Genomic DNA, 12760 nt, shown 5'->3' on the forward strand with positions numbered 1-12760 from the left:
AAGTCCTTACTCTTAGGCATAATGGCCAGTGTCTGTCTTTAGGGTTATCTAAATTGGAGCCGACGTTTAACAATATCAAACCAAATTCCCGGATACAAAACGTTATCGGGGCCGTAAATTATACAAAATCCCCGATAACACATAATAATATTTTAACATTTCTTCAGCTTAGATAAAATCTTCTCGCATTGGGCTGAATACATCCACCAGCACACCTTTTTCGAGGCAGCGTACCCCGTGATCTGTATTTGGCGGTGCAAAAAAGCGTCACCGGCTTTAAGCACTTGTTTCTTTCCGCCGATTTCTACTTCAAATACCCCTTCCCGGATGTGAGATATCTGTGTATGCGGGTGTTGATGAATAGTGCCGATGCTGCCGGCTTCGAAAGCAACTTTCACAAGCATCACGCGGTCATCGTATGCCATGATCTTACGGCGTACGCCGCCACCCAGGTCATCCCAGTCCATACCTGCATCTTCAATAAAAACATCTTGATTCATCCTGATACTTATTTATGAGTACAAAGAACGGTAATTAGCACTGATAAAAAATAGGGCCGCCCTAAAGAGCAGCCCGTCAACCTAAACTTTGTTTATGAGAAAAAAAAGCGATAAGTCAGCTATTGAAAAAGTAGGTTTATAACTTTCGTATATACCTGAACCTGCGACGCGAGGCTGTAAAACCTGCAATATGCACATCACGGAACTGGTATAGGGGAATATTCCGGCAAAAAGTTGGTAAACCTATGATACGATCAGACCGGCTTAACGGCCTTCAAGGATTTCTCTAACATTACATGATAAACGGGCGTACAGGGGGCGTTTTCAAGCTCGCTTCAAGGACATTTTACACAATAAGAGCCCTGTAGAAAAAAGCGCCTTTTTCCATGATTGGTTTTTGAAATCGAGCGGCAAGATAACACAATTATTACGGTTTTTCTGTAAGTTATGAGAAAGGTGACAAAAAAATATGAAAGGCAGATTCGCATTACCGAACGGCAGCGCTGCGCTTGCTGGCCTCCCATACACTATACTGGCATTGATTTACAGCGGTTGAGCCTTTTTCCTGCAAGCCGTTATATCGATATACTAAAATGATAATCTACGTTTACGCTTCAACTTTTCAAGCACCAAAAAAGCGCAGCCTCCGTGGCTGCGCTTTGTCATTATAAGGAGAGGTTGGTCTTAGAACCGTCCGCGGTTAATTCCCCGGTCGTTACGGTCATTTCTATCATGCCTGTCGTTGCGATCATTACGGTCAAACCTGTCGTTACGGTTGTTGCGGTGGTTATCTGCATAATCACGGCGATCGTTCCGGTGATCACGTATCAGGTCCTGTTTAGTGCGGCCGCGGTAGCTGATGTATTTGTTACGGTAAGCATCGTGCCGCATCCGGGGATTGCGATCGTTGATGACTACTTTATAATGTTTGTACAGGTCAAAGTTCGCATACCTGCCCGGCAGGCTGTTTTTCCTTACCCAGTTGCGGCCGTCGCGGTAAATATACTGTCTGGCCGGTACATCATAATATGCTTCGATATCAGGGAAGTAATAGTATCCTGCGTAGTCATATCCGGCAGGGCCCCAAAGCGGCTGGCTGCCGATGTTTATATTGATGCGGACCTGTGCGTTGGCCGGTTTTACAAATGCCAGACCTAATAACATCATCGCGAAGTAAATCATCTTTTTCATGGCTATTGTTTTTAAAAGGTGATGGATATTTTTTGTTTCCTTACTTGCCCTATATAAATCGAAAAGGATGCCAGATCCGGGGGTAAGCAAAATGTTGCGGCAAACGCCGGATTTTTGCGTACATCATGACTACATGTGTCGATGAAAGGGCAACGGTTTACAATTACATAACCTTGGCGCAAGGATGTTCCGGCGGCCAGCTGTACGCCACGATAAATCGTGAGCCTGCCACCAGCGGCAAAGGAGAAGTAACGGCAATGATTTTTGCTGACATACGCAACCTGCGAACGAATCATCACTTAGTCCATCTCCAAACTATCATCACTCCTGCTTAACCAGATTTTTGCTAAATCTTCATCCTTATCCACCCCAACTCCATAGTAATAACAACGCCCTACCGCATACAACGCACGCGGATGACCCAACAACGCCGCTTCCATATAATGCAGAAACGCTTTCCGCTTATCTTTCTTTACCCCCTTGCCACTTTCGTAACAAATAGCCAGGTCGAAATAAGCCTCAGGCACATCGCCTTCCAGTGCAAATTGCAGGTATCGTATAGCGGCATTATCGCCAGACGTGATATGTTTGCCTGTGAGATGCCAGCTGCCCAACAAATAGGCTGCATCGTGACTGCCGGCTTCGTGCGCCTGCGTCAGCAGCGTTACGGCTTCTGCCAGGTCTGTTGTCTTTAACGCGCTTCGGTAGAGTTTATCCTTCTTTTTCATGGGAGATGGCGGTAAGATAGGGCAATATTTTAATTCTTTTTAAGGAGGCAAATGAAGATATTATAAAAAATAACCCTACCTTTCTATCCTAATTCCGAACAAACTATGAAAAAACTTATCACCGCCGCGCTGGCCCTGTTGATGACAGTGAACATCGCGTTTGCACAGGACAAGAAAAAGCCTGCCGAAGGTAAGAAAGCGACTACCGAACAAACTAAATCGGAAGCGCCTAAGAAAAAGGATGGTACCCCGGACATGCGTTACAAAGAAAACAAAGCAGCAAAGTCCGAGGGACCTAAAAAGAAAGATGGTACGCCTGACATGCGTTATAAAGAAAACAAAGACGCTAAAGAAAAGAAGGACAAGAAAACAACGACGACGACTAAAAAAGCCGCATAAAACAAAAACGGCGTGGTAAGTGCCACGCCGTTTTTGTTTTATGCCTTCACCTCATACGCCGGAGTATATGCTAAAACCGCCATCCACATTAATCACCTGTCCGTTTACAAATACGGATGCATCGCTCAGGAGCCATACGAGTGCGCCGATCAACTCCTCCGGTGCACCAAAGCGGCCCGCCGGCGTATTGTTAATCACTTTACCGCCACGTTCCGTATAAGTGCCATCGGGATTCGTCAGCAACGAACGGTTCTGATGCGTTACGAAAAAACCAGGTGCAATGGCGTTCATCCTTACTTTATCGCCATGACGCAAACTCATCTCCGTAGCCATCCATTTAGTAAAATTATCTACGGCCGCTTTGGCCATGGAGTAACCCAACACGCGTGTGATTGCCTGTCCCGCCGCCATCGATGAAATATTTACAATGCTGCCGCCGTTTTTCACGATTACCTCGCCAAATATGCGGGTTGGCAGAATAGTACCGAAAAGGTTCAGGTCAAATGCTTTACGCATGCCGTCGATGCTGAAGCTGAACAAATCATCGTCCGGCCCGATGATCGCTTCAGGCATATTGCCGCCCGCACCATTTACAAGCCCGTCGATTCGGCCCCACTTATCGATCACGTTATCGCGGATTTGTAACAACGCAGCTTCATCGAGTACATCAGCTGCGGCAGCAATGGCTTCACCACCACTATTATTTACTTCATTCGCACGTTGCTGCGCGATGTCCAGTTTACGACCAATCAATACCAGGCGTGCGCCGGCATTCGCCAGCCCGCTTACAAAAGCTTCACCCAGCACGCCCGTGGCGCCCGTTACAATAATTACTTTTTTGTCGAGAGAAAAGTTGTTCATACGTGTGATTTGTAATACCGGAAAAGGTGCCGGCTAATTGTTGGTCATCAAGATACAAAACTGAAAATAAAATGGCTGTCCGTCCGGACAGCCATGCAGTTATTTCTTGGATGTTTTTACCCTGAATAAAGCCGGTAATCGTTTCGGATTACCCACAATCCAGACAATATCTCCATCCTGCAATATGATCGTACTATCCGGGTTCAGTATGCGGTTGCCGTTACGCTCAATGCCTACCACTAATCCATGACCCTGTTCGCGAATACCGGAGGAGCGGATCGTTTTGCCCATCACGGAAGAACCGGAATGAACCTCATAACTGCGCAACACTACTTCCAAACGCCGTTCTTCTTCATCGCGGGATTGAATCGGCTCCAGGAAGGCAGAGAATTTCTTTACCTGTTCATCAGTGCCGATCACGTCCAATTTATCACCGGGGTACAGGCGTTCATCTTTCGCCGGAAGCGTAAGCAGGCGGGTGCCGCGCTCGATCATGGCTACGTTAACGCCGTACTGTTCCCGTAGCCCCAATTCCAGTAGTGTTTTACCTACTACCGGCGATTCAGAGCGCACCTCAAATGAGGCAAGGTGAGCATCCCAGGGAGCCAGTGCATCACGGCGCGCCTGTGCTTCAATGGCCTTGGCTTCCCTTTCGTTATAGTTGGATATAAAACGACTTTCCAGTTTATCATAGAACGCCTGGATCTTCCGCTGGAAAATCAACAATGCACCAAGGATACCCAAAGTGGTTAACACGGCCACATAAAACGAGAAGAACTGGTCCAGCAGAAAACCTACGAAGAACACGGCCAGCAGTAACCTCGATGTACGCAAAATCGCAATTGGTCCGCGGTACTTTGATTCCTGCCACAAGCGCGCTGTAATTTCCGAGTGTACCTGCCGCACCGCCAACGCCCAAAGGAACGGCGACATGATTAACAGCGTAATGACCAGCGTGGCGATATTCACCCAGCCATTACCATCCAGCGCCCGCTCCGTCCAGGGACGAACGTAAAACGACGAAACCAGCGTTAATGCCAGCAAAATCACTGAATAAATTAGCACGTTGGAAAAGTACCCACGTAAAACCCGCTGCCAGTCGCTCACTACAGAAATAGATTGTGCGCCGCTGCTGTACCGGGTTAATGCGTCTTTCCATTTTTCTGGCAGATGGCGTTCTATCCAGTAATAAAAGGGCTCTGCATATTTGATAAAATAAGGCGTCGTAAACGTAGTTAACGCCGATACCGCCACCGCAATCGGGTAAAGGAACCCGCTGGTTACTTTCAGGTCAAGCCCCAGCGTGGCAATGATAAACGAGAACTCGCCTATCTGCGCAAGGCTCATACCCGTTTGCACGCTGGACTTCAGCGGCTGCCCGGAGATTAACGCGCCACCGGCGGAGAAAACCATCTTCCCCACAATCGTTACTGCAGAAATTAATAACACCGGGCCAATATATTCCACCAGCATTTTCGGATCGATAAGCATACCAACGGAAACGAAGAAGATTGCTCCGAAAAGGTCTTTCACGGATTTTACCAGGTGCTCGATTTTTTCGGCCTGCGTTGTTTCCGCCAGGATGGACCCCATGATAAAGGCGCCGAGTGCGGGCGAGAAGCCTACTTTCGTAGCCAGTATGACCATCAGGAAACAAAGCCCGAGCGACGTCACCAACAAGGTTTCTTCGCTCATCAACTTCTTTGTTCTCTTTAACAAAGTCGGGATAAAAAAGATACCGCCCACGAACCACAGTACCGGGAAGAACACCAGTTTCAGCACCGACACCAGCATTTCCATACCGGCAAACTGCTGGCTTACGGCCAGTGTGGATAGTAACACCAGCAGTACGATGGCCACCAGGTCTTCCACCACCAGTACGCCAAATACAAGTCCTGCGAACTTCTGCCCTTTTACACCCAGTTCTTCAAAAGCCCGTATAATAATCGTTGTGGATGATATCGATAATACGCCACCCAGGAAAATACTGTCCATGACCGACCAGCCTAACACCTGGCCGATTCCATAGCCGATGGCGAGCATGCCGATCACTTCCACAAGCGCGGTAATGGAGGCGGAGCCTCCCACTTTCATGAGTTTTTTAAAACTAAATTCGAGACCGAGGCTGAATAATAAAAAAATCACGCCTATTTCGGCCCACACCTTAATATTGGCTTCGTCCGTTACAGTAGGAATGAAATGAATATGTGGGCCCACTAAAAACCCCGCGATCAGGTACCCCAGTACCAGCGGTTGTTTTAGTTTCTTAAAGATAAGCGTAGTTATTGCCGCCGCCCCGAGGATTAACCCAAGGTCGATAACCAAATGCGGGAGATGAATCATAATACCAGTTTTAACACAGTTCCAAGCGCTGTTGCACCATCGCGCAAAATAAGTAAATTCCTGCTGGCGGCAAACTGAAACGCAAAGAGGGATAGCGCAATGCCATCCCTCTATCGCATAAACGCCCTATGGTAGGGCTCGTTAGATCGCGTGGTCTTTTAACACTTTTTTCCACCCCAGGCTTTCTTGTTGGTCCATTCTTCGGCCGGGTCGCTCCAGTAGGGTGCGGTGGCTGGTAACCCCAAGCCAGGAAACCTACGAGCGTGAGATAAAGGCTGCCGGTGCAGGTATACACATCGGCAATGTCCGGTTGGTGGCCACAAAAGCCCAGCTGCAACCATCCTTGTTTATCAAACGTACCGGGGAACTCAAATATCCTTTTGGTAGCGGCCGTGAGTGCGCAACGCACCTGGGCGGGTTTGAGTTCGGCGGGGAGCTGGTTGCTCAGCGCCAGTTGTGCCAGCGGCTGAAACACGGCCGTACGGTAGGTCATGGACCTTCCCACCACCGGGAACGTGCCCTCCGGCGACACCATCCTTTCCAGGATAACGCCGTAACGCTGCATGCGCGTAACCGCCAGGTCGTAGTCCGCTTTTGAACCCCGGCGTGCATTCATCAGTTCTTTCAGAATGTCTACGAACATGGGCTGTATAACAAAGGCGTTGTAGTAGTCGAAGTGGAAGTTTTCCCCGTCGCCGTACATACTATCACCTTTATACCATTCAAAGTGTTTCATGACCGCGAAGTCGATGCGTACCCGGTCCCAATCCGGTTCGCCGAATTTGAGCAGCGCTATTTCCAGCATGGCCATAAACAACAGCCAGTTGGAATGACCAGGTTTTACATACCGCAACTTCCGGAAAAGGGCGAACACCTGTTGCTTTGTACTGGCAGGTAAAGGTTCCCATAATGTTTTCGGCGCGCGAATGAGGCCATGCGCCAGGAAAGCTGCATCCACCAGGTGCTGTCCATCATCACCCTGCGCAAGCGCATAATCCGGTGAGGCCGGATCTACCAGCTGGGCAATGCTTTTCTGCGTCATGAAAATAAACCGCGCGCGCTGTTTGCCTTCCGCAGAATCGTCAGCGCCGAGTTCCAGCCAGGGCGCTATGCCGGCGATGGTTCTGCCAAAACCTTCGAGGTTTTGAACCACAGCTGTTTTTTTATTATAACCGGGTGCTTTTTCCTCGGGCATCATTTTTCGCAGCTGTCCTTTGCTGAGATTTTCCAGCAAGGGCAGGCTGATTTTCTGCATCAGCTTCAACCAGTATTCACGATCATTGTCTTTGGGCGCCATGTCCGGTGTGGCCGCAAGCAGTTCGCCATTACCGGGAATAGCAGCCGCCATTCCGGCCAGCGGCACCGCGGTGAGGAAATGTCTTCTATCCATGTACGGGGATTTATTTTTTACCTTCCATCGCTTTATAACGCATCAGCGCCTCTACATAATAGTAGTCAGCATAAGAAAGCGGTTTATCTACCTCTGAATTGGCCATTTTGTGACCAGTACTGTGCATCAGGATAAAGTTATTATTTTCTCCCTCTTTAGCACGATAAGCGGGGCTGCTGAGGCTATACAACATTTTTACCGCCGAGCTTTTATACTTTGCGGCCGCCTTTTTCGGAACAAATGTACTCAGTTCCAGCAATGCGGAAGCAGTAACCGCCGCAGCAGAAGCATCGCGCACCGCGTTCGGAATTTCCGGCGCATTGTAATCCCAGTAAGGCACCAGGTCTTTCGGCATGTTCGGATGATTCAGGATGAATTCCGCAATATGCACCGCCTGGTCCAGGTAGGCTTTCACTTTGGTTTCGCGATACATCATGGTGTAACCGTATAAGCCCCAGGCCTGCCCGCGCGACCACGCGGAAGCATCGTTGAAACCCTGCGCTGTTTTCTTTGCATTCACCGCACCGGTTTCCGGGTTGTAGTCTATTACATGGAAAGAGCTGTAGTCGGGACGGAAATGATTTTTAATCGTTGTATTGGCGTGCGTCAGGGCGATATGCTTAAAGGAAGTATCACCGCTTATTTTCGTCGCCCAGGTCAGCAATTCGAGGTTCATCATGTTATCGATGATCACCGGGAATTTCCAGGTGCCATGATCCCAGGATTTGATACAACCTACAGTGGGATTGAAGCGTGTAGATAAAGAGCGCGCACTCGTCAGCAACACTTCTTTTGCCGCGTCATCTTTATAAAGATTAAACTGGGGTCCCCAGCTGCAATACATCATAAAGCCCAGATCGTGCGTGCCTTTATTGTCTTTTTCCTTCTCCACCAGTTTCATCGCGCGCACTGCCTCCGCTTTTAGCGATTCATCTTTTGAAAATTCGTACAGGTACCATAGCGTACCGGGATAAAAACCGCTGCACCACCAGCTGGTACCACTGGTTTCGAGGCCACCGGTTTTGGCGCTGGTCGTTTTGGGCAGTTTACCGGCAGGCAAACTATCCCGCATATGTTTATACTGTTTTACAGAAAAGGCGAGGCTTTCATCGGCAATTCTCAACATCTCTTTTTCGAAACCTGCGCACTGGCGCCCATCGCGCCAAATAACAAGGCAAATGTGATAAATTGTTTCATGCGTTTCATTTGTGGATGCTTTGGTTGTTATGTAATCAACGCAAACGATTGCGTAAATGCTTTTAATGATAACGGGAATCCTGGTTAATGTCAGATCACTTCTTTGTTGTCTTATTTTTTCCGCTGCTGGACTCGCGTTCTACCAGTTGTATAGGAATTATTTCCTGGGAATGCCGGTAAGCCTGCGGATGTTTTGCCTGTATCAGCTCCATCAGTGCGGCCACAATGCGCTCGGCCATGGTAGCGGGATACTGGTCAACGGAAGTAATAGAAGGGGTGATAATTTCTGTTCGGGGATCATTACTGTATCCCACAATCTTCAACTGTTCCGGTACCCTAATACCCTTCTCCCTGCAATACTGCAAAATAGTAATGGCCGTTGTATCGTTGGTCGCGAAAACACCATCCGGGTAAGGCTCCTGGCTGAATATCTTCTCGCAGGTTTGCCAGGCATTTTCTTTTGTCAGCTCATGAAAAAAAAAAAAATACGCTGCTTTTTAAACGCGATCTTATTTTCCTGTAACGCTGCTTTGTAGCCCGATAACCTTTCGGTATATAAACTGCAGCTCAACGGTCCGCCAATAAACACGATATCCTTACAACCTTTGCTGATGAGATGCGACGTGGCTTCAAATCCACCGGTATAGTCGTCACCGCGGATCACTTTCACATTGTAATCTTTCGGCACGCGATCAAAAACACCAGGGGGATGTTCTGTTGTTTAAATATATCGAAGTGCGAAAAATCAGTGGTATACAAGGTCGTAGAAACGGCCAGCCCTTCTACCCGCGCGGAATACAGGGCATTCACCAGCTCTACTTCCTGTTCGTACGAATCGTTACTCTGGCAAATAATGAGATTATATCCTACTTCATGCAGTTTATTCTGAATGATAGTGCTGATGGTGGCGGGGAAGAACATAGAGATCCTCGGCACCACCAGCCCTATCGAACGGCTTTTATTGCTGCGCAATCCCGCCGCCAGCGCATTGGGACGGTAGCCCAGTTTGCGCGCCATCTTTTCACCCTTTCCTTCGTTTTTACACTAATGTTGGGGTGATCGTTCAGCGCGCGCGAAACGGTGGACACGGAGAGTTTCAGCTCCTCCGCAATATCGACGATGGTTTTAGACCGGTTGCTCATAGTATTGTAATATACGCTTATCGGCCCATCCAGCCGCCGTCAACCGTCAGCACAGTGCCGTGTACATAGTCGGAAGCTGCAGAAGCCGGGAACACGGTAGGACCTTTAAAGTCTTCCGGTTCCCCCACCGCGATGCAGGAATGCGATCGAGAATAGATTTGCTGCGGGTTTCATCCGCACGCAAAGCCGCTGTATTGTCAGTAGAAATATATCCTGGTGCAATCGCGTTCACATTCACCCCCTGGAAGCCCACTCATTGGCGAATGCCTTGGTCAGCGACCCAACGGCGCCTTTGCTGGCAGCATATCCCGGCACATTAATACCGCCCTGGAAGGTCAGCAGCGATGCCGTAAATATCACTTTACCACTTCCCCGCGCTATCATACGTTTGCCGATATCACGTGTCAGGATAAACTGGGCCGTTTGGTTGATGTTTATCACTTCATCCCAATATTCATCGGGATGTTCAGCTGCCGGTTTACGCATGATTGTACCGGCATTGTTCACCAGGATATCGATCACAGGAAACTTAGCAGTTACTTCAGCGATGAACGCATACAGCGATGCACGTTTGCCAAAGTCGCACTGGAAAGCGGTAAACTCGCGGCCCAATGCCTTAATCTCTTTTTCTACGTCGCTGCCATTGATTTCCAGCGATGCAGATACGCCGATCACATTCGCGCCGGCTTCCGCCAGGGCTACTGCCATCGCTTTCCCGATGCCTCTTTTGCAACCGGTCACCAGCGCGGTCTTGCCGGTAAGATCAAATTTATTGATGATGCTCATAGTCGGTTATTTAACTTCTATACGAACGGGACTTTTAATTTTCGCCGCATAATCCTGCAGGTAGGCGAACCACTGCGCGTCACTGGTGATAGCGCCGGCTTTATTCCACGCCGCGCCATTGTAATACACGAAAGGCGCACTGCTATTGGCAGATGAAACCGTTAGCAGATGCCATTTATCTGTGCGCATCTGTTTTACCGGCGTCGGGAAAATACAGGCGGTGCCGATAATGCCATCTTCGCCATGCTGCGGTTCCCAATAGGCCATGATGCCTGCCTTTTCATTCAGCACAATGCTACCGGGTTCATTTCGGCGGATAATGCCGATAGCTACCGGTAATTCAGTGCTGCCATTATAGTTAAACTGCGCCTCCACTTTATTCAGCTGTGAACCCGCGTCCAGCGTAAAACGTTTGGTAACAGTCACTGGCACAGCGCCTACATTCCAGCTTTCGTACGACAGCTCAAACGAAATGCGGAGCGGACCGCTGTCCAGCACCTTATATTGGCGGTAGTTCTTCGGGTATACGATCGTGTCGGCGTTCATGGGAGCAATGTTGCCAGCGCCCAGGGTGTATCCTACATGATAGTAATCCAGTCCCTCGCCATTGTCTTTGTGATAATTATTCAGCTTGTACCATTTGTTCACCACGAGTGCGCTGGTTCGTTTCGCCCAAACATCCATTCCGTAAGCATTTTCACTGGGCTTACTTTCCAGTGCCTTACCATACATGCGGAACGCCACTTTATCATTCTCCCAGGCAAAATCGTCCATGCGCTCGGGAATATAACGGCCAAAGGTTTTGGCGACAACCGGTTTAGGTGTTCCGGGGATGATCGCCAGTCGCAAGGCTCCCCGGCAGGGATGGTTACCTGTACGAGCAGTGCCTGTGGCGAAGTTTGCCCTTTATACACCAACTGGTAAGGTACTTCTTCCCCATTCCTGTTCACGACTCTGAACGCGCCATTTTTAATAGCATTGATGCGCGTTGCCACCTGGCTGAACGGAATTTCTACCACTTCGGCCGTACGGGCGATTTTGAGCTCGTTCGTAAGAAAAATATCTGTTGCGTAAGTTTCCTGTTTTACGCCTGCGTTAGCGGTCATTGTACAAGCCGCAAATGCAAACAGCATAAATATTTTTTCATACTGATGATTTAAGTTGATTCCTTAACGTAGGTCCGTAGTTGCACAGACATCCATATCGCCATAGTCCAGGTTTTCGCCGGCCATCCCCCAGATGAAGGTATATGCGCTGGTACCCGCACCACTGTGAATGCTCCAGGGCGGAGAAATCACCGCTTCTTCATTCTGCATCCAGATATGTCGTGTTTCCTGCGGCTCGCCCCAGAAGTGGCATACGCTCTGGCCCGTTGGCACTTCGAAGTACAGGTATACTTCCATGCGGCGGTCGTGCGTGTGCGCCGGCATGGTATTCCAAACGCTGCCCGGCTGCAGTTCCGTCATCCCCATCTGCAACTGGCAGGTAGGTAATACGGAGTTCACCAGCAGTTTATTGATCGTACGGTGGTTGCTCGTTTCCAGTGCGCCCAGCGTCACTACTTCCGCATCCGCTTTGGTTACGCGGCGGGTAGGGAACGAATGATGTGCAGGCGCCGAGTTGATGTAGTATTTTGCCGGATTCGCCGCGTCGTTGCTGGCGAACACCACGTCTTTCTTACCCTGACCAATGTACAAAGCCTCTTTAAAACCGATCTCGAACACTTCGCCGTCTACGGTAATAGTACCCGCGCCGCCGATGTTGATCACGCCCATTTCACGACGCTCCAGGAAATACGTTGCTTTCAGCTGATCTGTCGTTTCCAGTTTCACCGGCTGCACAGGCTTTACTCCACCGGCAATGTAGCGGTCGTAGTGCGTGTACACCAGGTTAATCACGTTCTCTTCAAAAAGGTTGCTGATGTGCAGGGCTTGCCTGGTTTGCGCAGTATCCCAGGTCCGCACTTCGGCAGGACTGCTGGAATATCTTGTTTCCATATTGATGCTCATAGTGATGAGAGATTTGTATACTTTTTATGATGATTTGGCTTACGTGGAATGAAGCAAGTGATGTCGAAGTTAGCACATACTCTCCAGCTTTGCAAACGTTTGCATAAAAATTGCCTGCCATTAGCCGGAAATGACTTAAACTAGCTGAAAATTAAGGTCGGCCGCGCCGCCATTCCGCGTTAAAATCACATTAAGGATTAAGCGTATAGTATTA

General features: G+C 49.0%; 15 protein-coding genes and 1 pseudogene. 1 reads left to right on the forward strand and 15 read right to left on the reverse strand.

The window, feature by feature from the left end; translation table 11 throughout:
* Window positions 1–152 precede the first annotated feature (152 nt).
* The 3 genes from MKQ70_RS20760 to MKQ70_RS20770 all read right to left on the reverse strand — a co-directional run bounded on the left by MKQ70_RS20760 (window position 153) and on the right by MKQ70_RS20770 (window position 2419).
* A complete protein-coding gene (locus MKQ70_RS20760; RefSeq protein ID WP_248074048.1) occupies window positions 153–500 on the reverse strand; it encodes a cupin domain-containing protein in 348 nt (115 codons plus the stop codon).
* Window positions 501–1184: 684 nt separating this feature from the next.
* Window positions 1185–1691 (reverse strand): hypothetical protein, encoded by a 507-nt coding sequence (locus tag MKQ70_RS20765; RefSeq protein WP_248074050.1) that lies wholly within the window; start codon window positions 1689–1691, stop codon window positions 1185–1187.
* A gap of 299 nt (window positions 1692–1990) precedes the next feature.
* The gene (locus MKQ70_RS20770; protein WP_248074052.1) at window positions 1991–2419 is read right to left on the reverse strand and encodes a tetratricopeptide repeat protein; all 429 of its coding nucleotides are present in this window, start codon (window positions 2417–2419) and stop codon (window positions 1991–1993) included.
* 105 nt (window positions 2420–2524) lie between these two features.
* Between MKQ70_RS20770 and MKQ70_RS20775 the strand changes: the two genes are divergently transcribed.
* The gene (locus MKQ70_RS20775; RefSeq protein WP_248074054.1) at window positions 2525–2818 is read left to right on the forward strand and encodes a hypothetical protein; all 294 of its coding nucleotides are present in this window, start codon (window positions 2525–2527) and stop codon (window positions 2816–2818) included.
* A gap of 51 nt (window positions 2819–2869) precedes the next feature.
* Here the strand turns inward: MKQ70_RS20775 and MKQ70_RS20780 are convergent, their stop codons facing one another.
* From MKQ70_RS20780 to kduI, 12 genes and pseudogenes are all read right to left on the reverse strand, one after another.
* Window positions 2870–3679 carry an SDR family oxidoreductase gene (locus MKQ70_RS20780; protein WP_248074056.1) on the reverse strand — a complete coding sequence of 270 codons (810 nt, stop codon included), beginning with the start codon at window positions 3677–3679 and terminating at the stop codon, window positions 2870–2872.
* Window positions 3680–3778: 99 nt separating this feature from the next.
* On the reverse strand, window positions 3779–6022 hold the full coding sequence (locus tag MKQ70_RS20785) for a monovalent cation:proton antiporter family protein (protein WP_248074058.1): 2244 nt from the start codon (window positions 6020–6022) through the stop codon (window positions 3779–3781).
* A gap of 10 nt (window positions 6023–6032) precedes the next feature.
* Window positions 6033–7412: a DUF2264 domain-containing protein gene (locus MKQ70_RS20790; RefSeq protein WP_248074060.1), complete on the reverse strand. Its 1380-nt coding sequence runs from the start codon at window positions 7410–7412 to the stop codon at window positions 6033–6035.
* 10 nt (window positions 7413–7422) lie between these two features.
* Complete coding sequence (locus tag MKQ70_RS20795; protein ID WP_248074062.1) at window positions 7423–8538, reverse strand: glycoside hydrolase family 88 protein; 1116 nt, start codon at window positions 8536–8538, stop codon at window positions 7423–7425.
* Window positions 8539–8704: 166 nt separating this feature from the next.
* Window positions 8705–9076 (reverse strand): substrate-binding domain-containing protein, encoded by a 372-nt coding sequence (locus MKQ70_RS20800; protein ID WP_282457498.1) that lies wholly within the window; start codon window positions 9074–9076, stop codon window positions 8705–8707.
* Window positions 9073–9279, reverse strand: coding sequence for a type 1 periplasmic-binding domain-containing protein (locus MKQ70_RS20805; protein ID WP_248074066.1), 207 nt, complete (start codon window positions 9277–9279; stop codon window positions 9073–9075). Before MKQ70_RS20805 ends, MKQ70_RS20800 begins: the two co-directional genes overlap by 4 nt.
* Complete coding sequence (locus tag MKQ70_RS20810; RefSeq protein ID WP_248074069.1) at window positions 9276–9626, reverse strand: LacI family DNA-binding transcriptional regulator; 351 nt, start codon at window positions 9624–9626, stop codon at window positions 9276–9278. The genes MKQ70_RS20805 and MKQ70_RS20810 overlap by 4 nt, the downstream gene beginning before the upstream one ends.
* A complete protein-coding gene (locus MKQ70_RS42480) occupies window positions 9554–9751 on the reverse strand; it encodes a LacI family DNA-binding transcriptional regulator (RefSeq protein ID WP_372490008.1) in 198 nt (65 codons plus the stop codon). The genes MKQ70_RS20810 and MKQ70_RS42480 overlap by 73 nt, the downstream gene beginning before the upstream one ends.
* A gap of 234 nt (window positions 9752–9985) precedes the next feature.
* The gene (locus MKQ70_RS20815; RefSeq protein WP_282456629.1) at window positions 9986–10537 is read right to left on the reverse strand and encodes an SDR family NAD(P)-dependent oxidoreductase; all 552 of its coding nucleotides are present in this window, start codon (window positions 10535–10537) and stop codon (window positions 9986–9988) included.
* 6 nt (window positions 10538–10543) lie between these two features.
* Complete coding sequence (locus MKQ70_RS20820; RefSeq protein ID WP_282456630.1) at window positions 10544–11386, reverse strand: DUF4861 family protein; 843 nt, start codon at window positions 11384–11386, stop codon at window positions 10544–10546.
* Window positions 11387–11400: 14 nt separating this feature from the next.
* Window positions 11401–11670: pseudogene (locus MKQ70_RS42485) on the reverse strand (DUF4861 family protein); the annotation flags it as partial.
* A 36-nt stretch (window positions 11671–11706) separates the two neighbouring features.
* A complete protein-coding gene (gene kduI, locus MKQ70_RS20825; RefSeq protein ID WP_248074071.1) occupies window positions 11707–12546 on the reverse strand; it encodes a 5-dehydro-4-deoxy-D-glucuronate isomerase in 840 nt (279 codons plus the stop codon).
* Between the last annotated feature and the right edge of the window lie 214 nt (window positions 12547–12760).

The organism is Chitinophaga sedimenti (assembly GCF_023156195.1).
Classification (GTDB): Bacteria; Bacteroidota; Bacteroidia; order Chitinophagales; family Chitinophagaceae; genus Chitinophaga; species Chitinophaga sedimenti.